This is a genomic window from Gimesia panareensis, assembly GCF_007748155.1.
GTDB classification, from domain to species: Bacteria; Planctomycetota; Planctomycetia; order Planctomycetales; family Planctomycetaceae; genus Gimesia; species Gimesia panareensis.
The window spans coordinates 3,909,859-3,935,013 of the sequence record NZ_CP037421.1 but is presented as its reverse complement, the minus strand read 5'-3'; the positions used below and the strand labels follow the sequence as shown (position 1 = coordinate 3,935,013).

Here is a 25,155-nt window from a genome sequence, read left to right as displayed (position 1 = left end):
TTATTGTCCATGGGACTACTGGCGAGCGCTCCCGGCAGTCTCATGAGTATTTATTATAAACAATTAGATCTATATGTCCATAATATCGTCCCGATTTGGGAGAAAAATCGAAAAAATGACCGCGAAATAAGCTGTTTTCCCCAAATTGGGGGCGACTCTGGCTGTTTTTTCTACCACGAAACGCACGAAAGACACGAAAATTTTGTTTTACGGATCGCAAAATAAAGACCGTGTTTTGGAGCTGTATCTTTCTCGAAAATATTCTTCCATCGATTTAAATGGTTCATTGCGTGCGTTGTCGGGATTGGAGTCTTCCACGTACTGTCCGTGTTTGACGTCGATGACGGTGTAAGGGGAGTCGGGACCTGTGCCCCAGGTAATGCGGTAGACGCCTTCATTTTCTTTTTCCACGGTGGGAACGGTTTCGACGTCGATGTTGAGCGGACCAAGAGTATGTGATTGATACCTTTGAAAGGGGGCGTCTGCAAAGAGTCTGTAATAGTATGTGCCATCTGAGATTGGGCCATACAGGCGGAGATTGTAGCGTGAATCCGGGATGTCGACTTGGGGGCCCATAGGGATAGCGGCATCCCCGGGAGGAAGAAAGATTGCCAGCAGGATCAGTAATCCGAATGCAGCGCATGTCAGCAGGATTGCTAAAGCGACTATGGTGCAGATGATGGTGCCGATGATGGTGCCGATGATACGGGCCATGGGAAACCTTCTTTCGACAAATATGGTTTTAACCATGAATGCTCGAAAGACACGAAAAGGTCTGGTTGCGGCTACTGCTCTTAAGAGCGTGTTTCAGGCTGGTTTATTCCGCCTGATTGCGAAAAAGAGTGAACCCGAAGCAAAACGGTTTCCTGAAAGGTGAATGACTGCGTCAATCAGGGGGTGGGGAATTTGGCTTTAGTCATCGCACCGTAACCGGGGCGCCAGCGGCTTTCGATTTCGACCTGGCCGACGAAATCTTCATCGTTCAGTTCGGCTGTGTAGTCCTGCTGGAGTTTGCCGCGCCGGTCGATATAGAGTTTGAGCAGATAGCGGCCGGGGGGCAGCTGTTTGTTTTTGATTTCCTGAGCCCATTTGCTGTCCCGCGGTGCGGTCAGGCTGAGAGAATGTTGCCAGAGATTTTTCGGTCCGAAGATCGGGCGGTCCGAAGTCGCGACCCGGTAGGGAGACCAGCCTGCGTCTGTGGCACGGTAGAGGTCGATCTGTAACAGCTGCTTGTCAAACTTCGCGGGAACGCCTTCCAGTTTCAGCCAGATGTCGGTGACCACGGAGACTTCGTTGTCTTGTTTGGGGAGTTGTTTCGCCTGTGAATATTTTCCCTGCACGATGGCGGCATAATCGTCGATGAAACGGCGGAACTGTTTGTAGCTTCGGTCGCCGACGACCATCTTCTGTCCGCCGCCATGCTCGACCTGGAGAGTGGGCTTCCTGAGTAGCAGACTTTGTGCAGGCTGCTTTGTGTTAATCAGGTCTGCTTCCAGCATGTAGTTCAGCGTGGCCCGGGGATCGTTGAGTTTGATCCACGAAACCTGGTCGCCATGTTTTTTCACCTGTTTCTGATTCCGATCCGGGGAATGGCAGGCGGCACAACGTCCGACCTCCGTCCAGATATTCTCGATGAAGGAGGCGAGTACCCGGTCCTGACGGGCGTGGCGGATGACTTCGTCCGGCAGTTGCGGGCCAATCGGTGCTCCCTTACTTTTGCTGGAGAGCAACTGTGGATCTTTGACCGCGGTCTGAATCCAGGCACGAAACGCTGCGTATTCCTGCTGACGGACTTTTTCGGTGATGAGGCCCGGCTGTGGAGGACGACGGCTGATGAACTTTAAAAGTTTCGATTCGTCCGGCTGTTGCACATCGATCATCCCGGCGGCGACCAGCGAGGAGAACGTCTCCTGCTGGGTGGGGCGAATGTAGTCTTTGAGATCGACGCCACTCAAATGACATTCCGCACAACTGGATGGTTTGGGGGACTGCAGGAGAGGCAGAATGCGTTTTTCGAAGAGTGCCAGCGAGGTTTCTGTAGAAGTCGGCTGTTGTTCCGATTTCGAAGAGAGCTGTTTCCCGGTCGGTTCAGAAGCTGCAGCAGTTGACCGTGGTTCGGTAGTCTGACCGCAGGCGGAGAGGGCTACTGACAGGGCCAGCAAGACGGGCACTGGCCAACGACGGACTGGCGGACAGGGTGAGCCGGACATGGGATGCTCCTTGAATATGAGATCTGATCATCATAACAGTTCCGCAGATCGGACTGCAAATACTAAAGAAATGAAAGATACTCTGAACTGTTGCAGAAGGTGGCGGGGCGCGAGACAAGCCTGTTGCCGACGGGTATAATCGGGCCGTAATCTGAATCTGAGCAACCAGCGGACCGACTGGTGAAGGTTCGCAACCGGGCTGTCTGTTCGGGGCGATCTGTTGAGTACGCTGGTGCATTCTTACTTCGAAAGGTATTCCTCTGTGAAAACGCAATTCTTTTCTGCCGCTGCGCTCGTTTTGTTCTGTTCTTCGCTGGCATTCGCTGGTGAGCGGGGGACACTGATTTTTGAAGACGATTTCGAACGGAACGAATCGCAGGAGACCAAAGACGAAATCGGCAAGGGCTGGGGATCTAACAGCCGGAGCCGGGCGAAGGGGAATAAGCAGGTCGACCTGCGTAACGGGGCGATGTATATCTACATCCACAAGGTAGCGGATCACGCGGTTTCGGTGACGCATCCTGCGGAGTTCAAAAATGGTGCTGTTGCGCTGCGGTTCATGCTGGAAGATCCCAAAGACAGCCTGGGGCTCAATTTTGCGGACCTGAAGTATAAGCCGGTGCATGCCGGCCATCTGTTTGTGACGAAGATCAGTCCCAAGAATCTGATGATCACCGACCTCAAGACCGGTAACATGGATCTGAAGATTCGGGATCAACGGAAAGCGGGCACCCTGTCTCCCGAACTGAAGGAAATGCTCAAGACCAAATCGAAACGCTTCCCGCTCAAACTGGAGACCGGGAAATGGTATGACCTGCTGGTGAGCATTGACGGCGACACGCTGACCGTCTCCATCGACGGGAAAAAGGTCGGTTCCTTCTCTTCCGAGGGCATGGCGCATCCGACCAAACGGCTGCTGCGTCTGGCGGTTCCCCGCAACGCGGTCGTGGACGACGTCAAGATTTATTCCCGCGGTGAGAAGTCGTAAAACGGGCGGGGAAACCGGTTCCGGTCAGTCGGATTGTCGGGGGAAGGCTTGCTTTCTTTTGGGGCCGCCCCCGGTTTCCGGGGCAGTCCGTTCTTGACCTGCAGTGAATTTCTGATGATAATTAACAAATCAACCCGCGCTTATGTACGGTTGAAGTTAAGTTCCTCCATCCTGCAACCTCATCGAGTCCCTCCATGAAACATCCAACGTCACGGAAGCTGACTGACTGTTCTGGTATCACGCGCCGCAATTTCGTGCAGGCGGGTGTGTTAGGAGCAGGGGGGCTGGCACTGTCTGACCTGATGCGGTTGAAAGCGGAAGGGGCGATTCATCCCAAACAGCAGGACACTAGTGTGATCCTGTTCTGGCTCAGTGGCGGGCCGGGGCATATGGAAACCTGGGATCCCAAGCCGGAAGCACCCGCTGAGTACCGGGGGCCGTTTCAACCGATCGCGACCAGTCTGTCAGGCGTGCAGTTCAGCGAACTGATGCCGGGGCAGGCGAAGCTCGCCGATCAACTGGCGGTGCTGCGAACGGTCAATCATGGGACCGGCGATCATACCAAGGGAAATCACTGGATGCTGACCGGCTTCGAAGGGCCGGCATTCAACGCGCCGGACAATCGCGTGCAGCGGCGTCCCTCGATCGGATCTGCGGCATCGTTCCTGCGTGGCGCCAGACAGGAAGGGATGCCCCCTTATGTGGGCGTGCCTCATTTGCGCGGGGGGACCGATAATCTGTTTCATTATGCTTCCTATGTTGGCGGTGGCTTTGATCCGTTTATTGTCAACTCTGATCCGAATACCTCGAGCTTCAGTGTGCAGAACCTGACGCTGGCTCGCGGATTGACAGTCGATCGTCTGAAGAACCGGCAGGAACTGTTGAGTACGCTCGATCAAATGCCACGTCGGCATGAGAAGATGATCCGCGATCTGGACGAGCATCAGCAGAAAGCTTTTGACCTCTTGTATTCGAAAGGGGTGCGAACCGCGTTTGACATCGATGCCGAGCCGGATGCGGTGCGTGACAGTTACGGCCGGCATACCTTCGGGCAAAGTGCACTGCTGGCGCGACGTCTGGTCGAGCACGGATCGACGTTCGTGACGGTCAACTGTGTGCCCTGGGATCATCACGGTTCTGCAGGTCGGTTCAGAACTGAAGAGGGAGCCCGCAAACTGATTCCGCCTCTGGATGCGGCGATTTCCGGGTTGATTCGTGATCTGATCGATCGTGGACTGTATGAGAAAACGCTGGTGGTGGCGATGGGCGAATTTGGCCGGACGCCTCGCATCAATCAACATGCGGGACGTGACCACTGGGGGAGGACCTTCAGTGTGATGATGGGCTGTGGCGGAATGCAGATGGGACAGGTCATCGGCCGTTCGAGCAGCCGCGGCGAAGATGTGGTGGAACGTCCGATCGGTCCCCAGGATGTGGCGGCGACGATGTATCGTCATCTGGGCATTGATCCCCAGCGTGTGATCCTTCGCGATCGACTCGATCGCCCGATGCCTCTGCTGGATACCGGTGAAGCGGTTTCCGAGCTGTTCGGCTAACTGACCCTCCCTGCCAGAGAGCGCTCATGCAAGATCAATCAGGCGGCATAATCCGCATAACCGGAATCAGGATCCCGCCTGAAAATGCTCGACATGTGTGTGACCACTTATATAATGAGAGCATGAAATTTTCTTTCTCTCGTCCTCCAGGTTCCTGCCTGCTCAGCCTCCTGTGTTTCCTGTTATTAGTGGGATGCGAAGCCAGCCAGCCAGCCCCTGCCTCTAAAGCCGGGGAGACGCTACCGGTACTGGATGTAGAGACGGTGACCGTCACCGAGCAAACGTGGCCGCGGATTGTGCGCAGCCAGGGGAGTCTGTTTCCCGACGAAGAGGCGACACTGGGCATCAAGGTGGAAGGCCGTGTCTCCAAGGTGCACGTCGATCTGGGCGATGTGGTCGAGGTCGGCGACCCGCTGGTGACAATCGACCAGGAGGATTTCAAACTCCGTGTCAAGCAGGCTGAAGCCCAACTGGGGGCGGCCCGCTCGGCTGTGGGATTGAAGCCCGGCGATCCGATCGAAAAACTGGTGGCTGAGAATTCGCCCCCTGCAAAGGAAAAGAAGGCGGAGTGGGATGAGGCCGCTGCCAATCTGGATCGGGCCAAGAAACTATACCGTCAGAATGTGATGGGGCAGGCCGAATTCGATCAGGTCGTCTCCTTCGAACAGGTGGCCCAGGCCCGCTACGATTCCGCGATTAATGGCGTGCGGGAAAAAATTGCCAACATCACCGTGCAGCAGACGCAGCTGGATCTGGCGCGGGAAGATTTAAAAAATACGGAGCTGAAGGCAACGTATCCGGCAGTGGTTCAGAAACGACTGGTGGCTCCGGGCAGCTATATCAGAATGGGCGATCCGCTGCTGGTTCTGGTTCGCATCGATCAACTCCGCTACCGGGGAACAGTGCCAGAACGTCTCTCGACACTACTCAAAATCGGACAGCCCATCGAACTGAAAATCGAATCGATGCCGCCGCGCAATTCGAAGGTCACCCGCATCAGCCCCTTTCTGGATCAGCTGAGCCGGGCCCTGCTGTTTGAAGCGGTGGTCGACAATCCGAATCGCGAATTACGGGCCGGTCTGTTTGCAGAGGGACGGATTGTCGTTAATCCGGATCAGAAAGCAATCGTGGTGCCAATCTCGTCGGTGGTACAGTTTGCGGGAACGGAGAAAGTCTGGAAGTCCGATGACGAGGGCACAGTGAAAATGCAGGAGGTCCTGCTGGGAGAACGACGGGGCGATCAGATCCGGATTCTGGAAGGTCTGCAGCCCGGGGACGTGATTCTGAGAAAAGCGAAGGAAGGGCGTCCCGGAACGCTGTCAGCAGAAAAGCCGCTGCCGACTGCTGCTGAGAAAACGAAATCCAAAACATGAACAACGACGAATCCGCCTGATCTGTCTGTCGAGGGAAACGCAAGCCCCTGATGTAAAGGGAATCGATTTTGTACTGGTTAGCCGAAGTCTGTGTCAAAAGGCCTGTGTTTGCGCTGATGCTGATTACCGCATTGGTGGTCGCAGGTCTTGTGGCCTTTCCGCAACTGGGCGTCGATCGCTTTCCCAACATGGACATGCCGTCGATTTATATTCGGACGAACTACCCGGGTGCGGCGTCGCAGGAAGTGGAATCCGAGGTTAGCGCGGTGCTGGAAGACGCCGTCGCGACAGTGGCAGGGATCGAAGAACTGCGCTCCATCTCGCGCGATGGTCGTTCGTTTGTGATCATCACCTTCAGCCTGGATCGGGAAATCGATGCTGCGACGCAGGACGTGCGAGACGCGGTTTCGGGGGCGATGAATCTGCTGCCCCCCAATATCGATCCTCCGATCGTGCAGAAACGGGATCTGGAATCCTCGCCGATTATGACGCTGGCGGTTTCAGGACCCCGCACGTCGCGGGAACTGTATCTGTTTGCCGATCGCTATGTAAAAAACGTGATCGAGTCGTCTCCCGGTGTGGGGGAAGTTCAGATCGCAGGCGCCGCGGATCGGGCGGTGAAAGTCAACATTGATGCAGACCGGCTGGCGGCTTACCAGATGTCGATCCTGCAGGTGCGGGATGCGCTGGTTCGACAGAATACCGAAGTGCCCGGAGGTCGACTGGACCAGGGCTATCGCGAGCGGTCATTACGGACGATGGGCCGGATTGCCGATGCGAGCAACTTTTCAAACCTGGTGGTCGATACCATCAACGGGACCCCGGTACGGCTCTCCGACCTGGGCACGGTGGTTGATGATACCAAGGAAGTCCGTACGATTGCGCGGCTGAATCAGAAGCCCGCCGTCGTGCTGACGATTCAGAAACAGTCGGGAGAAAATACGGTCGCGGTGGTGGAAGGCATCAAAAAGATGCTGCCCCGGAGCCAGGAACTGCTGCCCGATGATGTGACTGTGAGCGTGGTGCAGGACCAGTCGCGTTATATTGTGACCGCATTACACGAACTGGAAAAACACCTGATCTCCGGCAGTATCCTGGCCTGTATTACGGTGCTGCTGTTTATGCGCTCCTGGCGGTCGACGGTGATCGCTTCGGTGGCGATTCCCGCTTCGATTATTTCCACGTTTGCCTTCATGAAGCTGTTCGGCTTTACGCTGAATAACGTCACCATGCTGGCCCTGGTGCTGATGGTCGGGGTCGTGATCGACGATGCGATCGTGGTGCTGGAGAACGTGTTTCACTGTATTGAAGAACGGGGGATGACTCCGCGCGAAGCGGCGATTTACGGGACCAAAGAAATCGGGCTGGCGGTGCTGGCGACCACGATTTCGCTGGTGATCGTCTTCCTGCCGGTGTCGTTTCTCTCGAGTGTTACGGGACGGCTGCTGTTTCAGTTCGGTCTGACCGCGACCGTGGCGATTCTGGTTTCGATGCTCGTCAGCTTTTCACTGACTCCGATGATGTGCAGTAAACTGCTCAAAGCCGAGACCCCCAGCCCCAACGGTCCGAGCTCCCGATCGGGATTTTATCACCTGATCGAAGTCTCTTACCTCTGGACGCTGAAACAGTCGCTGCGGTTCCGCTGGCTGGTACTCGCGGTTTCAATTGCGGTGATTCTGAGTAACTATCCCCTGTACCAACTGGTGAAACAGGATTACATTCCGCTGAACGTGGATGAGTCCGAATTCGAGATCCGGCTGGAAGCCCGGCAGGGGGCGACGCTGCAGTCGATGAACGATCTGATTTCGCGGGCTGAAAATACCCTGATCAATACGGAGGGGGTCGAAACGGTGCTTTTGACGGTGGGGACCCGGGGCTTTGGTGATGTGAACCGGGCGAGTATATTTGTGCGACTGACCGACAGTGAGACTCGCACGTTTTCTTTCGACCGCTTCTTTGCCGGTCTGCTGCACGGCGATCTGACCGCTGCGTTTCGGGGGAATTTCTCCCAGCGCGAAAAAATGTCCGAGCTGCGCAAGAAGCTGAAACAGATTCCCGACACGCGGATCTCCGTGCGGAACCTGACCTCGCTGAGGCAGGGGCGCCGGTGGATATCGATTTTTCGATCACCGGGCCGGATATCGACGGGTTGCTGGAATTCAGTAACAAGCTGCGAGAAAAAGTGAAGACGATTCCGGGGATCGTGGACGTCTATTCCACGCTGCAAATTGATAACCCGGAACTGCTGGCCCGTATCGATCGCGAACGGGCTGCCGCCCTGGGCATCGATGTGCGGGAGATCGCCGATACACTGCGGGTCGCGGTGGGCGGGGATGACCGCGTTTCCCGGTACCGGGATCGCAGTGTGGATGACGCGTACGACGTCGAACTGCGGCTGGTCGGCATTGACCGGGGCGATATTCAGTCGGTTTCCCAGTTGTATGTACGGACCAGTCCCCAGACGCAGGGAGCCGATGTTTCGTCGACGGCGCTGCCCGGATCCCGGCTGGCGCGGATCGATAACGTCGTCGATTTCGAATTTAACACAGCGGCGTCGCGGATCGACCGGTTGAATCGACAGAAGATGGTCGCGGTGCGGGCGAACCTGGCTCCGGGCTATGCACTGGGCGACGGGATCGCTGCGATGAAAGCGGCTGCAGAAGAGATCGGGATTCCACAGGGTTACAATACGATGGTGCTCGGGGGCGGCCGCGAACTGGAACGGACGCTCTCGGACTTCGGCTGGACGATGGTCCTCTCGTTTGTCTTCATGTATATCGTGCTGGCGGCCCAGTTCGAAAATCTGGTGCATCCGCTGGTGATTCTACTTTCACTACCGCTGGCGGTGCCCTTTGGTCTGTTGAGTCTGCACTGGGGAGGCGAGACGCTCAACCTGTATTCGGCACTCGGAATTCTCGTGCTGTTCGGCGTGGTGAAAAAAGCGGCCATTCTGCAGATCGATCATACGAATGCGTTGCAGGAGCAGGGCTTTCCCCGTTACCAGGCGATCCTGCAGGCGAACCGCGATCGTCTGCGACCGATTCTGATGACCACGCTTTCCTTTGTCGCGGGACTGATTCCCCTGTTGATTGCGACCGGACCTGGTGCGGAAGAACGACGTTCCATCGCGGTGCTGGCGGTCGGCGGGCAGACCCTGTCACTGCTGCTGACGCTGCTGGCGATTCCCGTGCTGTATACGTTTTTTGATGATCTTTCCACCCTGTTCAAGAAGTGGACCGGACAACATCAGCAGCCTCCCAAAGCTCCCGAACATAGTGTTCCCAAAGAAGTCCCCCCGGTGCATGTTCTGGCTGCGCACATCCCACCGCCCGATCCTGCGCGCCAGGATCTGACTTGAACGCGGCTTGAACGCCGTAGTGCTGTCCGGTTAAGGGGAGATCATCAGTTCCAGCGGCATCCCGCTGGCGCCCACCAGCAGGGCAGCGGACTGAGCGAGTTCATTGACCAGGTCAAGATGGGCCCGTTGATTCTGCAGAATGCTGGTCCGGGCCTGGATGATGCGGACTACGTCAACCTCGCCGATTTCGAACTGTTTTTCCAGGCTTTGCAGTTCCTGGGGAAGTTCTTTGGAGGTGAGACCTCTTTCGCGTTCGTACAGTTGATGGGCGACTTTATAACGTTCATAAGCGGCCTGGGCTTCGAGCTCGGCCCGCAGGAGTGTCTGCCGCCAGAACGTGGTCTTCTGATTGAATTCAGCCATTCGCTGCCGCTCCATGGGGCGGCCCGTATTGATTACGGGAATGTCCATCTGGGCCCGCAGACCGTAGTGGGTCAGACTGCTGGCATCTTTCTGATAGTAGGGGCCGATGATGAGGTCGGGCACCTTGTTGGCGGACGCGAGGTTGAGATTAGCGGAGGCGACGTCGATATCCGCATGTGCGACCTGCACATCGGGGCGACAGGCGGCCCAGCTGGCGATCCAGGCCTTTTCGTCTGAGAGGTCGGCGATCTGCTGCTGATAGACTTCAGGCTGCCACTGTTGTGCGGTTTCTGCAGAGGGCATCCGCCACTGGATATCCCGCAGGTCTCCCCGGAAATCGACGGGGGAATCGGGGTCGAGCCCCAGCTGGTTGCGCAGGTTGCGGAGTGCGGTCTGGTAGTTGGCTTCCGCCAGTCTGAGTTGCTGGCTGGTGGAACGTGTATCGATTCGCACGGTGGCCAGGTCAGCCGCCGAGAGGTCGCCTGCTTCATAGCGTTTGGTGAGTGCCTGGAGTAAGCTGCTGTTGTTATCCTGGCTGGCCCGGGCGATTTCCAGCAGTCCCCGTCGATAGAGCACGGTAAAGTAGAGCTGCGCCGCCGTGGAGGTGGTCTGTAGTTCTGACTGACTGATGTTCCAGCGAATTGAATTCAATGAGGAGTAGGCGGCATCTTCGCGAAACTGCTGCTGATGCGCGAGCTGGATCTGCTGCATCATCAGGACATAGTGATAGGTGCTTCCCGCGGCTTGCCCGTTGGAGCCGTACTGGCCGGGAGTCGCCTGGACCTGGACCCAGGGATTAAAGGGATAGGTCTCGGCTACTCCCACGGTCGCGACGCCGACATTTTCCATCTCACGGAGTGCGACCAGCGAAGGATTTCCGACCAGGGCCTGCGAGATGGTTTCGTAAACATTCAGCGAGTTGTGATAGGCCGGCGGGGGACTGAGCGGATCATCGTTGTTGTCTGCTTCTGATACGGTCAGAGAGACTTCCTGAATTTCCGGGGACGAGGATTCCGAGATTTCTTCATCACTGGTTTCCAGGGCGGAGACTTCGAGCGCCGGAACTTCCAGCGGGGGAGTGCTGTTCAGCTCTGCTCTGGCAGGCTCGTTCAACGCGACCGAATCAGAGTGGACCTGAGCTCCGGACTGGCAGCCGCAACACGTGAGCAGCAGTAAAGTCAGACAAATGCGAAATTCGCTGGACATGATACCTCAATCCCTGAGAATTCTGTTTAAAACCGATCCATCGGTTCCACATGCTGGCGGGTCTCCTTCTTCTGCTTTCGTCAAAAAACTTGAGCGTCGATCAACTTCAGACCGGTTTTTAAGTCAGAGTTAATCTTTCTCCGGGCTGGACCAGCGATATTCATGTCAGTCTGGGAAGACTACGTGGCGGTTTTCGGATATTGCGATTGTGCGGGCAGGGAATCTGCTGGCTCTGAACTCAAATCGGAGGAAGTGATCAGATGCTTGCCCCACAACAGGTACAGCGGGGGGAGCAGGAACAGGTTCAGGACCGTCGAGGTGACCAGCCCTCCCATAATGACGATCGCCAGCGGGTATTCGATTTCGTGTCCCGGTTTGTTGCCGGAGATGACCAGCGGCAGCAGGGCCAGCGAGGTGGTGAGGACGGTCATCAGAATCGGGGCCAGACGTTCTTCGGCACCACGGACAACCAGTTCCAGTCCGAAAGGCATGCCTTCTTCGACCTGCAGGTGCCGATAGTGGCTGACCAGCATGATCCCGTTTCGGGCCGCGATGCCGAGTACGGTGATGAAGCCCACCAGCGATCCCAGTGAGAGAACCCCGCCGGAAATGGCGACTGCGATCACGCCTCCAATCAGGGCGAAGGGAATGGTCAGGCAGACCATACCCGTCAGTCGTGCGGACTGGAAGTCGATATACAGAATCAGAATGATTCCGAGCAGGGCAATGCCGCCCAGCATGAGCAGGCGGTTTTGTGATGCCTGCAGGGTGGCATACTCTCCCAGGAATTCCGGATGGTAGCCGCGATCGAAGGGCATCTTGGTGACGGCGGCTTCAATGTCGCGGGCGACGGAGCCCAGGTCGCGGCCTTTCGCATCGCAGGTAACGTCGATCCGCCGTGAACCGCTTTCGCGTTTGACTTCGTTCGGTGCGGGCGCGATGCCGATTTCCGCCACGTCTTTCAGAGGAACCTGCCCGCCGGTGGGGAGATCGATCCGCAGTTCGCTGAGTGCGGCCAGGTCCGTGCGCGATTTCTCGGTGCCCCAGACCGTGACATCCAGCTTGACCTGGTTTTCGAAGATCTCGCCGACTTTGGTACCACGCAGCAGCGTCGTCACAGCCCGGCGGACCTGACCGGGAGTCAATCCGAACCGTTCGGCTGCATCCGGTTTGAGGCGGACGTCGACCTGGGGAACCAGGACCTGGGGTTCCACTTTGAGATTGTTGACCCCCTCTACGCCTTCCATGACCTTGGCAACCTCTTTTGCCTGCGTGCGTAATTCTGCCAAATCGGGACCATAGATGCGGACAACGATACTGGAGCTGGTGCCGGTGAGTACCTCTTTAACCCGCTCACGCAGGTAGGTCAAGACGTCGCGGTAGAGACCGGGGTAACTGTCGATGACGCTCTGGATTTCTGCCAGGGTTTTGTCGTAGTCGACATCTTCATCAATGCTGATCCAGAGTTCGGTGAAGTTGGGGCCGACGACTTCATCGGCGACCTGTGCCCGGCCGATGTGGCTGCCGAAGTTACGGACGCCGGGAATGGCCCGCAGATCCTTACTGGCATTAATCGTGATGCGATCCATGGCCTCAATGGAAGTGCCGGGCTTTTCGACGAAGTGCATCAGGAAGTCGGTCTCCTGAAAATTCGGCAGCAGTTCCTGTCCCAGGTTTTCGAGGACCAGAAACGATCCGAGAAAGGAGATCGTCAGGATTCCAATGGCTGTCCCCGGACGGAGGGCAAACCAGGGTAAGATCCGGCGATAGGGAATTTTCAGCCAGCGGGTCAGTGGCGGCTCATGATCTTTCAGATTCTTGCGGGGCAGGAGCAGCAGCGACATCGAGGGGGTGACGATGATCGCGACGAGCAGAGAAGACAGAATCGCCAGGACATAACCGACGGCCAGCGGTCGGAAAAAGGAACCGGGTAAGCCTTCCAGAAAGTAGATCGGCAGGAAGACCAGGATGATGATCGCGGTGGCATACACAATGGCGCTGCGGACTTCCAGTGAGGCTTCGAGGACCACACGGAACGCCGGTCGGGGCTGTTCCAGACTCTGATTGAGTCTGAGCCGGCGGACAATATTTTCGACATCGATGACCGCATCGTCGACCACTTCTCCCAGCGCGATGACCAGGCCGGCGATGACCATGGTGTTGATGGTCATGCCCCACCAGTGGATCAGCAGGACTGCGGAAATCAGGGAGAGGGGAATCGCCGTCAGGCTGATGACAGCGGTCCGCCAGTCGAACAGAAAAGTGACGAGGATAATCACCACCAGCACGCAGCCGATGACCAGGGCGTGCGTCAGGTTGGTGATCGAACGTTCGATGAAAGTGGCCGGGCGAAAGATGGTCGAATCAATTTCAACACCCTGCATACCGGGTTTAAGCAGCTCCAGTGTCTCTTCCACCTGGCGGGTGACTTCCAGCATGTTGGCTGCGGGCTGTTTTTCGACGATCAGGAGCAGGCCCTTCTGATCGTTGATGATGGCATCGCCGATGGCTGGGGGGGAACCGATTCTGACATCGGCTACATCACCCAGCCGCAACGGAGCGCCGGAGTTGAATGAGACCACGGTTTTGGCCAGATCTTCGGGACCTCGTACGGGAGAGAGCTGCCGGACGGCCATCCGCTGATTGGGGGTATCAACGAAGCCCCCGGCATCGAGGACGACGGCATCGCCGGCCGAGCGGAGGACCGAATCCAGCGTGACCTGATGGGCCCGCAGGCGGTCGACGTCGACCATGACCTGCAGCTGCCGGTCCCGTTGTCCCCAGATCGCCACATTCGCGACGCCGGGAATCGCCATCAGGCGGGGCCGCACGGACCAGACCGCCAGTTCGGACATTTCTTCCTGGGAGAGAGTGTCAGACCACATGCCGATTTTCATCATGCGGCTCAGAGAGGAGAGGGGCTGCAGGATGACGGGCGAAAGCGCGACTGCGGGCAGCCGCGGTGTCTCGACGGCGAGGCGTTCCTGCACCAGTTGCCGCGTCTGATAGAGATCGGTTTTGTCGGTCAGCAGCAGGCGAATCGAGGAGAGGCCCAGCACCGATTTGGAGCGGATCGTTTCCAGACCCGGGGTGCCGATCAGTGAATTTTCGAGGGGGAAGGTGATCAGGTTTTCGACTTCTTCCGCGGAGAGTCCTGGTGCTTCGGTCTGAATTTCAATGTAGGGGGGCGCGAATTCGGGAAAGACGTCGAGTGGCATTTCGGGAACCATCCGCAGCCCTCCGACGATCAGCAGCACCGAGGCCGCGATGACCGCGACGCGTAATTTTAAGGCCGTTTCGACGAGCCATCTCATTGTTCTCTCCGTTCCCGTAAATCTCTTAAGCTGCTGACAATGATATTGAGTCTGTGCTGGTTCGCGTTGTTATTTCGCAAAGCCGAATTCGGTTCCCATCAATTCCGCGGCGCCGGCCGTGACGATCTTTGTGCCCGCTTCCGGTCCCCGCAGGAGGGCGACGCGATCCTGATTGACCCAGCCGGCTTCGACACGCCGCCGGGCGAAAGTCTGTTCCCCCAGTCGTTCGTAAACCCATTGGCCGCCATAGACGTCGTAGATCAGGGCCGACCAGGGGACCGATTTGACATACGTTTTGCCTGTTAAAGGGACGTTGACTGATACTTTCTGTCCCGGGCGATAGCGATGGTTCTGGTTGTCGATTTCATAGTAGAGGTCTACCGCTGCCGAGAGGGGGAGCGCCGTCGGGGGGAGGGAGACCGGTTTGCCCATCACGTCCTGCTGGGTGAAGTGACCATCCAGCAGCGTGATGCGGACCGGTTTCGTGGCGTCGATTTCATCCAGTTCGCCGGCATAGACGGGAACTTTGACCCAGAGTTTTTCGCCGTTCATCACCTCGAACAGGGGGGCTCCGGCGGCGATCACCTGGCCCGGCTGGACGCTGGTCGTGCGCACGATGCCCGACAGGGGAGCGCGAATCGGCATGGGTTTTAACGTCCCCGCTGCTTCATCGAGCTGGATATGATCGACCAGTTTTTTTCGGTTTTTCGCTGCCGCCAGGACTTCTTCGGCGAGCTTGAGTTTCGCTTCGGCGTCATCCACGGCTCTTTTCGTGCCAACGCTGTTGTCGAGCAGACGCTTGGCCCGTTCCAGTTGGATCCGGGCGGCATCCTGTTGGACGACGGCCTGCTGGAGCTGGCCTTCCGCGTCGATCTGAGACTGGGCGACTGCTGCTTTTGCTTCTGCGAATCGGATGCGTTCTGCCGGCGTTAAGACGGCGCGTTCCGGTGAGAGCAGGGGGAGCAGTTCCAGAATGGTTTCTTCCTGTTTGACCTGCTGGCCGACTTGTGGAAACGGATGCCCCTGGGGATGCCTTAACGTCCCGGCGAGGGGCGCTGAGACGATGACTGCCGCACCGGTGGGGAGCACCATTTCCGCTCCATAGGCCCGGGTGCGGGGCATCTCACGGACTTCCACGGGGGCGGTTTCGATGCCCAGCCGTTTGACCGCGGTGGGACTGAGCGTGATCACGTTCAGGTCGGCCTCACTGAGCGTTTTACTGGTCTGTGAGTGCTCGGAGCCATGTCCATGTTTGGATTTGGCGGAATGGGATTCCGAAGGCGCTTTCTGTTCGGGGGACCAGAGCAGGAAGATGACACCGGTCAGCAGGCAACCTATCAGGAAAACAGGTGTTTCTTTGAGTAAATTCATATCAGCTTGCTTTCTGTTTGACGGGTATTGGATTCCGCTCGATGACCTTATTGATAAAAAGTTCAGACGGTCAGACGATCCGGGGTATTACTCCGTGAGGAATCGGCCTGACTGGAAACGGGTAACCGTACTGAAACCCGCGTTCCCTCGCCGGGCTGACTCTGGATTTCGATGGATCCTGCATGCATCAGGACGGCAGCCCGGGCGATTGAAAGTCCCAGACCACTGCCTCCCCCGGATGAGGAACGCGATGGATCCGCCTGGTAAAACCGGTCAAAAAGGTATGGCAGGCTTTCCGCGGCAACACCGATGCCGGTATCGGTGATCTCAATCAAAGCCTCGTCTGACTGGCAACTGAGTTCCACAGAGACTTCGCCTCCTGCAGCAGTGTATTTGATGGCATTCTCCAGCAGATTGAAGAAGACCTGGCTGAGGCTGATATCATCGCCGAGGATTTCGCAGTGGGAATTGATATTCACCGACAGACTGAGCGAACCTGCTTCCGCCAGGGGTTTGATCTGTTCGATGACATCCAGCAGGAGGGCATCCAGTTGAACCGGATCTTGCTGGCAGGGGATGATGCCGGCGTCGTGTCGGCTCAGGTTGAGCAGCTGATCTGAGAGCTTGCCCAGCCGTGTCGTTTCTTCGAGTACGACGGCGAGGGTCTGTTGATATTCTTCGGGGGTCCGCGGTGACCGCAGGGCTGATTCGGCTTCCAGACGCAGGGTTGCCAGCGGGGTGCGGATTTCGTGAGAGGCATCGGCAGTGAAGCGTCGAATTTCGTTGATCGCCCGTTCCAGGCGGGCGATGAGTGAGTTGAGGGCAATTGTCAGCTGGCCGATTTCGTCATCGGGATTGGAAACGGGTATGCGACGATCCAGATTGGAAATGTCGATTGCATGGGTCTCATCGACAACCTGCTGGACCTGTCGCAGTGCCCGGCCTGCCAGGAACTGACCACTGGCGATCGCCAGCAGGACCGCGATCGGGAGCAGCAGTGCGACGACCCACTGCAGTGAAGCCTGGTCGTTGTAGAGTGGCTGGAGTGAGGTCATGACCTGGACGTGCAGTTTTCCGAAGGCGCTGTCCATGCGGGTGCTGGCGATGCGGTAGGGGCCGAGTCCTTCCAGGGTCACGGTCTGAAACTGACCGTCGGGCGAATCAGCTGCTTTCGGAACCATGTCATACACCGTTGAGGAACTGGAAAAGATCATGTTTCCATTCGCGTCGGTGACGAGGAATTCATAGAAATCGTGCTGGGAAAACCGGGCTGCGGCCTGGGAGGCGAAGGTGGTGGCACTGTCTGTCAGCGCGACTTCCAGCCCGATTTCGCGGAGTTCCTCGCGCAGGCCGCTGTCCGTACGCGAGAGAACCTGCTGCCAGACCAGCAGGCAGAGCAAGAAGGAAAATGCGCAGAGCATGACCGCCAGGGCGAGCGCATACCAGAGAGTCAATTGCCAGCGAATGGAAAGTCGCTTCATGGCTGTTCTCCTAACAGGTAGCCTTCCCCCCGGACCGTATGCAGGAGCGGGGGCTGGTCGGGATCTTCAATTTTTTTCCGCAGTTGATTGATCTGGACTTCGATCACGTTGGTCCAGGTCGCGGTGGGTTCTTTCCAGACATCGCGGGCGATCATGTCGCGCGAGACAACCTGGTTGGCATGTGAGATCAGGTAGGCAAGCAGTTCCAACTGGCGGTTCTGCAGGTCAATCGATCTGCTGCCGCGCTGAACGGTGCGGGCGAGGAGGTCGACGGTCAGATCCTGATGTGTCACGCGCTGTTCCATCGGATTTATTTCACGACGGAGCAGGGCGCGAATGCGTGCCAGCAGTTCATCCAGGGCGAACGGTTTGACCAGGTAATCATCAGCTCCCATATCCAGGCCGGCGACGCGGTCCTCGATGGAATCGCGGGCGGTCAGGATCAGGACGGGGGTGCGGTCTCCCGTGCTCCTTAAAGATTTGAGCCAGGTTAGACCGGAACCGTCGGGGAGCATGAGATCGAGGATGACCAGATCCACGACGGGTGTCATCTGTTGGGAAGCCTGCTGGAGAGTTTCCGCCGGTTCGGCCTTGTAGCCCGCTTCGTTCAAAGCACGGACAATGCTCCTTAAGAGATTGGCCTGATCTTCCACAACCAGTATTTGAGGCATTCCGGGGAGTTCCTGTTTCATTTTTTGCTGCTGTCGTCGGTAACAGGATTGATTATCGACAATGAACGGGTCAGTGAGAAGTCGCATCTACGTCATCTAAACTCGAATTAATCTCCCCGCAATTCAGGGACTTACAGCCCGGGACAGACAATTATTTTTCGCACTTGCCTGTTGACATACAACTGGCATGCCAGTAGTCTGATGCGTACTTGAGTGATGTCTCCCGCCAAAGTAACGGTTTAAGCCAAAACAATGGTTTAAGTAGAGGATACATCGATGTCTCAGTCCCGTCCTGAAATTCAAAACAGTTCTTCCCCGGTTTCTCTCAAAGAACAGGCTTACGGGGATCTCAAACGACTGATTCTCTCCGGCGAGCTGGCAGCAGGGACGGTACTTTCCGTGCGACAGCTGGCCGGTCAACTGGAGATGAGCCGCACCCCGGTGCATGCCGCCGTTGAACGTCTCGAAGCTGATGGTCTGGTTGCACTTGCGCCGCAACAGGGAGTGGTGGTCTGCGAGCTGAGCATCCAGGATATTGCCAATCATTACGAGATCCGCCAGGCCCTGGAACCGTATCTGATGCGGCGGCTGGCGGGCAAACTCACTGCAGAACAGATCGAACTGCTGCGTGATAACCAGGCCCGGAATCGAGCGGCCGTCAAACAGAACCGCATTGACGACCTGGTCAAAATCGACGCCGAGTTTCATCAGCTGGTGTGCCGGTTCTTTGGTAACGACGAGATCATCGATGTGATGCAGCGGCTCAGCGACAAGGTCTACCACGTGATTTACCGGATCACTCAGAAATATCCCCAGCGGGCAACCGAATCGTATGACGAACATGAGGCGATTCTGGATGCACTTGTGGCAGGTTATGGAGCACTGGCTGCGGAGCTGGTGTATGATCATCTGGAAGATGGCTTACGGCGATTTCGACCAGCGGAATAAATTCGAACAGGAAAGAGACAACGATGCGCTTATATCTGAATGTTGTTTTACTATTCTGTGTCAGCTCGATGCTCTGGACCGGCGGCCTGCGTGCGGGCGACGGTTCGCGCGTCACCCGTGATCTGCAGGTCTTATACACGTTCGAAGCGGGGAAAGGCGATTTGATCCGTGACCGGTCGGGAGTGGGTCAGCCACTGAATCTGAAGATCCAAAGTAAATCCGGTATCCAGTGGCAGAGCGGGGTCTTAAGCGTGCAGGGATCGGCCCGGATCCAATCTGCAGAACCGGCGACAAAAATTTTCAAATCGCTCAAACGTACGAACGCCTGCACTCTGGAAGCCTGGTTGAAACCGGCCAATGATCGACAGCAGGGGCCGGCGCGGATTCTGTCGCTGTCCGATAATCCGAGCCGACGGAATTTTACACTGGGGCAGGACGGCAGACGCTATGATGTGCGGTTGCGGACGACGTCGACCAGTGCGAACGGGACTCCGTCGGTCGCTGCTCGCGATCGGAGTGTGAGGTCCCAGCTGACGCATGTCGCCTACACCCGCGACGCTGCGGGCAGAGCGCAGATTTATGTGAATGGAAAACTGGAGAACAGTCAGCGGATCAAGGGGGACTTTTCCCGCTGGACTTCCTCATTCCCTTTATGTCTGGCAAATGAGGCGACCGGCGATCGTCCCTGGCTGGGGGAACTGCATCTGGTCGCGATCTACAGCCGGGCGCTTTCGAAAGAGGAAGTGAACCAGAATTATCGTGCCGGTTCGCAAGGGAAACCCTCAGAGGACCAGTTGCGCGAACTGGCCCAGGCGAAACAGAGAAAACTGTTCGAGACGAAAGTCGCACCGCTGTTGGCGCAGAACTGTCTGGAATGTCATGACGCCGCCAGCCGGAAAGGGGGGCTGGACCTGTCGCACAAAGCGACCGCCCTCAAGGGAGGCGAGAGCGGGAAAGTGATTGAACCGGGTGCTGCGGAGAAGAGCCTGCTGTGGGAGCAGATCGTGTCGGGGGATATGCCGCCCGGAAATACGCCGCTCAAGCCGGCTGAAAAAGCGTTGCTCAAAGAGTGGCTGAACGGCGGCGCAGTCTGGTCGGTGAACATGATCGATCCTGCGATCTACAACGGGAACAGCAGCGCGCGGGAGATCTGGGTGCAGCGGCTGACGATTCCGGAATACATTGAAACGGTGAAAAGCACGGTCGGCGTGGATATCAGTAAAGAGGCCTACGAACTGCTGCCTCCCGATCTGCGGGCGGACGGCTTCAGCAATACGGCGTACAATCTGAACGTGGACCTCAAGCACGTGCAGGCGTATGCCCGGCTGGCGGAGTTAATCGTACAGCGGATGGATGTGATGAAGTTCGCGCGGCGGTTCTCGAAATCGCGGAGCCTGAATACAGACGCCACGATGCGGAAATTTATCGGTGCGATGGGACAGTGGCTGTTCCGTGGTCCCCTGGAAGATCGTGAAATTACAAATTTCAGCGGGATCGCGACGACCGTGGCCAGCGCGGGGGGGAGTTACGAAGAGGGGGTTTCGCTGATTCTGGAAGCGATGCTGCAGTCGCCCCGTTTTATCTACCGGATTGAAGCCCAGCGCGGCGATGGATCGGCGCTTTCGGCCGGCAATTTTGAGCTGGCTTCGCGGTTGAGTTATATTATCTGGGGCGGTCCTCCCGATGAGGAACTGCTCAAAGCGGCGCAGGCGGGGAAGTTGACTGATCGCGAAGTCTGTCGCAAGCAGGTCGAGCGGATGCTGAAAGATCCGCGGGCAAGGCAGCGATCGGCGCAGTTTGTTTCCGACTGGCTCAACCTGGATCGGCTCGCCAACATGCGACCGAATGAAGCGCGTTTTCCGGAATGGGACCCGCAACTGGGGCTGGATATGCGCGACGAGACGCTGGCTTTCTTCGAGGAGATCGCGTGGAAACAAAACCGGCCGCTGTCGGATCTGTTCAATGCCCAGGTGACCTTTGCGACGCCGCGACTGGCCCGGCATTATGGTTTGAAACCGCAGGGGAAGGGATTGCAGCGGTATGACCTGTCGGGAGTTCCCGCGCGGGGTGGCTTGCTGACGCAGGGGAGTATTCTCACGATCGGCGGGGATGATGCTTCGATGGTGACCCGCGGGCTGTTCGTGCTGAAAGATGTGTTACGCGGCGTGATCGGCGCGCCGCCGCCGGGCGTGGATACGACACCCGTCCCCTCGCGTCCGGGTGTGTCGCAGCGGATGATTGCCGAACAGCGGATGGACAATAAAGCCTGTGCGGGCTGTCATACGCGGTTTGAACCGCTGGCCTTCGGGCTGGAGAAGTTCGACGGCATCGGCGCATTTCACGACATCGATGAATATAAAAACCGACTGCGCAGCGATGGGGAGATCCTGGTTCCCGGAGCAGCGAAACCGGTGAAGTACAGCACGCCCGCGGAATTGATGGATCTGCTGGCCGACAGCGAGCGGGTGCGCGAGACGATGACCTGGAAGGTGACGCAGTTTTCGCTGGGACGCCCTTTGGGACCCGCGGATGCGTCGACGGTCCAAAAAATTCATGAAGCGTCCCGGAAGGGGGGCGGCACCTATCCGAGCCTGATCACCGCGATTGTGATGAGTGACCTGGTGCAGAAGGTGCGCACGGAGGCGGAGCGGTAACAGAGTAGACTGATTTTGCGTGTGTCTGCTTTTCCGGGAAATCACTGGGAGAGTGAGACTCAAAGGTTTATCATAGAATCTGATCACCAAACGAATTTGGGAGATGCTCATATGAGTCGCGTTCAGTTGAGTCGCCGGATGATGTTGAAGGGACTGGGGTCGGCTGCGGTCGGACTGCCGCTGCTGGAGGAGATGATTCCGTCCAGCCTGGCCGCCGCGGCGCAGCCACAGGTTCCGGTGCGGGCGTTTAATGTCTTTTTTGGACTGGGCATTCCCGCCCCACTGCAGACGGAAGGTTTTAACGATGTGCTGGAGCCGTTGAAACCGTTGCAGGATAAGCTGCTGATCATGCGGAATGTGGACCAGGTCCGCTGTGATGAGAAAGGGGTCAACGCTCACTACGACGGGGCTTCCGGGGCATTTACTGCCGCGCCGCCCGACGGGGAAGCGAAAGCGGGCGGGCCGTCGATCGACCAGGTGATTCGTAAGACGCATTACCCGAAAGGGCTGCCGAGCGGGATGGTGCCGACGCTGATTGGGGGGACATTCTTCCGCCGCAGTCGTGTGGGCCGCTATGTGCACAGCTACAACCTGGACGGCACGGTGGCCGCGACGATTCAGGAGAAGCCCCGCGATCTGTTTGAGCGGGTATTCGGGACCGTCTCTTCCGGGGGCTCGGGAAAAGATGCAGCGCAGAAACGTCTCCGCCGGAGCGTGCTGGATACGGTGGTGGAAGATTACCGGTTCTACACGGGTAAGAATTCGCCCCTCGGTTCAGCTTCGAAAGCACGGGTCGCCGATCACCTGGACCGGATCCGCGAATACGAACGGCGGGCGTTTGCGATGCAGCATAAGAACCGCAATGCACCGGAACTGCCGCCCCGCTCAACGATTCCCCACGGCGGTCCGGCCGATCCGGGAGGGCAGGGGATTGACATCACGGTGGAGGAGCTGTCGAGCGAATGGCGGTTGCTGGCGGACATTTATGCCCTGGCGATCCAGATGGATCGGGTCCGCTTCGGTTCGCTGACATTCCTGGCGGCGGGTGAGCGGATTCGTCTGACCGGCGATTACGTTTACAACGGCGAGAAACGCTGGACCTTCGATGATCCGAGCCAGTTGAAGGCGAGCGGCGACAAAGGCTGCAGCCACGAGTGGTGGCACAAGTTCAATGAAAAGAAAAAGAACGAGGCACTGCGGGCCCACGCGCATTTGAAGATGCGTGAGATTTCCTATTTCCTGCAGGCGCTGAATAGTGCCGACGCCCGGGAGGCGAACGGCCGGACGATTCTGGAGAACTCGCTGATCACGATCTCGACCGAATCCGGCGACGGGCGGCATAACGATGTGAAACGCGAACTCTCGGGCGTGTTCCATTGCATTACCGGCGCGAATGGCCGGTTCAAGACCGGGCAGATCATGGATGTGGGCCAGGAGGGGCTGGACGTGTATAACACGATGCTGACTGCCTTCGGTGCGCAGATCAAACTGGGACCGGAGAAACGGAAAGCGACGGCCGTGGATGCGATCCGTGCTTGAGGTCCAGATACAGCACAAATGCGACTGCGGTCGAGATGACGTGAGTGTCACATTGTTTCCTGCGGGCCTCTTGCGCGAAGCGTTTGCATCGCCTTATGCTTAATCTGCGGAAAACGCGTGCTGACTGCTTTATTTCTTTGAAGGTCAGGTTTCATTTGTATATTGTATACAGGCACGTTTTGGAGAGACGCCATTACGGTACTTCGGCGATGCTCTGGAACGCAGGCCTGCAGCTTTAGAGACGAATCCATTCCACCTTCACTGAGGATGCTTTGATGTACTACCTTGTATTACTTGCCCAGAGGGGCGCGGACAGTGAAGCCAATCGCTGGCTGAACGAACACCCTGCTGTGCTGGGGCTGATTTTCATCACGATCGGGATTGTGCTGGGGGGCTCGGGGGCCTACGAATTAAAGCAGGGGGTTGCCCACGACAAATACGGAAATGAAGTCCATGGCGGCATGGGGCAGTCTCTCTCCATTCTCCGGATTGTGGCCGGGGCCGGAGTTTGCATTTTCGGTTTGTATAAGTTGGTCGCCGGGTAAGCTGGCGTGAATTGAGGTGCGAATTCAGGGCATGATCGGCTATGAAAGTTCAGACTGAAGACGAAAATACATTCAGACTGGTTGATGCTGGAACCGTTGAAGCCATTGATACTGTCAGGGGAACGGCGTGTCAAAAGCTGCGGGTTACCGGGTTGAAGCAGGAGTCGTTTGATTATCTGATCGACAAGTATGGCCATCAATTTAAAGAGATCGATTTTTTCAAGTGTCCCCTGGTAGGCGATCTGAGCGGGCTGGAAAAACTGACCGAAATTGAGTCGCTCTCATTTTACTGGAATCAACGGGCAGAGCGGCTCTGGGACCTTTCGAAAAACAAGTCTTTAAGGACGTTCATGCTGGAAGACTTTACAAGACTGCATTCCCTGGAAGATCTCGTGAGTTCTGATTCGTTAAGTGATGTCAGATTTGGAGATCGCATCTGATCGACCTTGATCTTAGATTCACTGGAACCGCTGGCACGCATCAGGCATCTGAGGAAGCTGTCTTTCTCAGCGAAGAAGATCATTGATTTTCGCATCTCGCCGCTGGCTGAGATTGAGCATCTGGAAACGCTCTGGTTTCCGACAAATTTATTTCCCACAGAAAAAGTCGCCTGGCTCACCGCCCGGATTGGAAAGAAAGTGAAGTCGGAAATTTTGGCTCCCTACAAAAAATTTACGGACCCGATCAGTTCGGGAGAAAAACAGATCGATACTTTTATCGTAGGGAAGAGAAAGCCGTCTCTGGACTCCCGGTTGGATGCAAAAAAAATCGAAAAGTATGTCAGGAAGTTCAACGAGTTGACGGATTACTTTATACAAAATCCAGCGGAAGCTGAGCCTGACTGAGGTTGAAGAAATGCAGTTGAAAAATCCGTTCATCAGCAGTGTGTTCCTGAGACGCGCTACGATGATCCTCTCTCTACTTTTGATTTTTATTCCCGTGATGGCGGCCTGCCAGGACACTGGTTCGGAGTCGAAGACTCAACCGGAGGTGTCCGATCAATCAGAGAATGAACCGCTCGTCAATGTGCGTCATCTGCCAGCAGGGGTGATGGATTTGCCGGAGCGTTATAAGTTGGATTCGCAAACCGGCATGACGGTTACAGTGCGCGAGCATGAGAAAGGTGTAGATGTGCTCCTCGGCTTTCGTGGCTATCGACACGTGAGTGGGGCAACGCGACTGACTCGATTGCTGATGCGGTTTCCGCGCGGCAAAAACGTATTCAGCCTTTCCGACTGCAAACAGATCTATTTTGACCGCGTGAATGGCAAGGAAGTGCAGGTCGACTGTCTCAACGGCTATCTGGTGCTGGATCGAACTCATTCTGAAATGGAAATTGACTGCATCGTGTTCGATGAGGGAGACTGGCACCGGTTCGGCTGGAACGGCGTGTGGAAAGTGGAGTATGACCCTGAACTGGATACGGAAGATATCCTGGAAAACATGGGTGTCGAGCAACGAATGAATGTTCATGACGATTCTGGCAAGGGGTAAACAATGTTCCCCACGTTGTCGCGGTCCGATAGAATAGTTCTTGTTTGCGACATTTTCCTGATTCCGCTAAAGGTGTGGATGCCA

19 protein-coding genes are annotated in these 25,155 nt (G+C 56.9%); 12 read left to right on the top strand and 7 right to left on the bottom strand.

The window, feature by feature from the left end; genetic code table 11:
- Positions 1-207: 207 nt before the first annotated feature.
- Complete coding sequence (locus Enr10x_RS14650) at positions 208-714, bottom strand: hypothetical protein (protein WP_145450370.1); 507 nt, start codon at positions 712-714, stop codon at positions 208-210.
- A 176-nt stretch (positions 715-890) separates the two neighbouring features.
- Positions 891-2,210 carry a hypothetical protein gene (locus tag Enr10x_RS14645; protein ID WP_145450367.1) on the bottom strand — a complete coding sequence of 440 codons (1,320 nt, stop codon included), beginning with the start codon at positions 2,208-2,210 and terminating at the stop codon, positions 891-893.
- Positions 2,211-2,523: 313 nt separating this feature from the next.
- Between Enr10x_RS14645 and Enr10x_RS14640 the strand changes: the two genes are divergently transcribed.
- From Enr10x_RS14640 to Enr10x_RS29965, 5 genes are all read left to right on the top strand, one after another.
- The gene (locus tag Enr10x_RS14640) at positions 2,524-3,198 is read left to right on the top strand and encodes a LamG domain-containing protein (RefSeq protein WP_145452678.1); all 675 of its coding nucleotides are present in this window, start codon (positions 2,524-2,526) and stop codon (positions 3,196-3,198) included.
- Between the two features lie 194 nt (positions 3,199-3,392).
- Positions 3,393-4,754 (top strand): DUF1501 domain-containing protein, encoded by a 1,362-nt coding sequence (locus Enr10x_RS14635; RefSeq protein WP_145450364.1) that lies wholly within the window; start codon positions 3,393-3,395, stop codon positions 4,752-4,754.
- A 122-nt stretch (positions 4,755-4,876) separates the two neighbouring features.
- Positions 4,877-6,127 (top strand): efflux RND transporter periplasmic adaptor subunit, encoded by a 1,251-nt coding sequence (locus tag Enr10x_RS14630; RefSeq protein WP_197997210.1) that lies wholly within the window; start codon positions 4,877-4,879, stop codon positions 6,125-6,127.
- 68 nt (positions 6,128-6,195) lie between these two features.
- On the top strand, positions 6,196-8,313 hold the full coding sequence (locus Enr10x_RS14625; protein WP_197997209.1) for an efflux RND transporter permease subunit: 2,118 nt from the start codon (positions 6,196-6,198) through the stop codon (positions 8,311-8,313).
- Complete coding sequence (locus Enr10x_RS29965; protein WP_197997208.1) at positions 8,235-9,485, top strand: efflux RND transporter permease subunit; 1,251 nt, start codon at positions 8,235-8,237, stop codon at positions 9,483-9,485. Before Enr10x_RS14625 ends, Enr10x_RS29965 begins: the two co-directional genes overlap by 79 nt.
- Before the next feature lie 30 nt (positions 9,486-9,515).
- Here the strand turns inward: Enr10x_RS29965 and Enr10x_RS14620 are convergent, their stop codons facing one another.
- From Enr10x_RS14620 to Enr10x_RS14600, 5 genes are all read right to left on the bottom strand, one after another.
- Positions 9,516-11,054, bottom strand: a complete 1,539-nt coding sequence (locus tag Enr10x_RS14620) for a TolC family protein (RefSeq protein ID WP_145450358.1) — start codon at positions 11,052-11,054, stop codon at positions 9,516-9,518.
- A 179-nt stretch (positions 11,055-11,233) separates the two neighbouring features.
- Positions 11,234-14,368 (bottom strand): efflux RND transporter permease subunit, encoded by a 3,135-nt coding sequence (locus tag Enr10x_RS14615; RefSeq protein WP_145450355.1) that lies wholly within the window; start codon positions 14,366-14,368, stop codon positions 11,234-11,236.
- A gap of 69 nt (positions 14,369-14,437) precedes the next feature.
- Positions 14,438-15,739, bottom strand: coding sequence for an efflux RND transporter periplasmic adaptor subunit (locus tag Enr10x_RS14610; RefSeq protein WP_145450352.1), 1,302 nt, complete (start codon positions 15,737-15,739; stop codon positions 14,438-14,440).
- A gap of 62 nt (positions 15,740-15,801) precedes the next feature.
- Positions 15,802-17,220, bottom strand: a complete 1,419-nt coding sequence (locus tag Enr10x_RS14605; protein ID WP_145450349.1) for a sensor histidine kinase — start codon at positions 17,218-17,220, stop codon at positions 15,802-15,804.
- Positions 17,217-17,891 carry a response regulator transcription factor gene (locus Enr10x_RS14600; protein ID WP_145106477.1) on the bottom strand — a complete coding sequence of 225 codons (675 nt, stop codon included), beginning with the start codon at positions 17,889-17,891 and terminating at the stop codon, positions 17,217-17,219. Before Enr10x_RS14600 ends, Enr10x_RS14605 begins: the two co-directional genes overlap by 4 nt.
- A gap of 276 nt (positions 17,892-18,167) precedes the next feature.
- On the opposite strand from Enr10x_RS14600, the gene Enr10x_RS14595 reads away from it, so the two are divergent.
- The 7 genes from Enr10x_RS14595 (at position 18,168) to Enr10x_RS14565 (ending at position 25,071) form a co-directional block, all read left to right on the top strand.
- Positions 18,168-18,839 (top strand): GntR family transcriptional regulator, encoded by a 672-nt coding sequence (locus tag Enr10x_RS14595; protein ID WP_145106479.1) that lies wholly within the window; start codon positions 18,168-18,170, stop codon positions 18,837-18,839.
- Between the two features lie 23 nt (positions 18,840-18,862).
- The gene (locus Enr10x_RS14590) at positions 18,863-21,493 is read left to right on the top strand and encodes a DUF1592 domain-containing protein (protein ID WP_145450346.1); all 2,631 of its coding nucleotides are present in this window, start codon (positions 18,863-18,865) and stop codon (positions 21,491-21,493) included.
- Between the two features lie 111 nt (positions 21,494-21,604).
- Entirely contained in the window at positions 21,605-23,032 is a 1,428-nt protein-coding gene (locus Enr10x_RS14585; RefSeq protein WP_145450343.1) for a DUF1552 domain-containing protein, read from the top strand.
- Between the two features lie 275 nt (positions 23,033-23,307).
- A complete protein-coding gene (locus tag Enr10x_RS14580; RefSeq protein ID WP_145450340.1) occupies positions 23,308-23,577 on the top strand; it encodes a hypothetical protein in 270 nt (89 codons plus the stop codon).
- A 41-nt stretch (positions 23,578-23,618) separates the two neighbouring features.
- The gene (locus tag Enr10x_RS14575) at positions 23,619-24,017 is read left to right on the top strand and encodes a hypothetical protein (RefSeq protein ID WP_145450337.1); all 399 of its coding nucleotides are present in this window, start codon (positions 23,619-23,621) and stop codon (positions 24,015-24,017) included.
- Between the two features lie 6 nt (positions 24,018-24,023).
- Positions 24,024-24,422: a hypothetical protein gene (locus Enr10x_RS14570; protein ID WP_145450334.1), complete on the top strand. Its 399-nt coding sequence runs from the start codon at positions 24,024-24,026 to the stop codon at positions 24,420-24,422.
- A gap of 10 nt (positions 24,423-24,432) precedes the next feature.
- The gene (locus tag Enr10x_RS14565; RefSeq protein WP_145450331.1) at positions 24,433-25,071 is read left to right on the top strand and encodes a hypothetical protein; all 639 of its coding nucleotides are present in this window, start codon (positions 24,433-24,435) and stop codon (positions 25,069-25,071) included.
- The last annotated feature ends 84 nt before the right edge of the window (positions 25,072-25,155 follow it).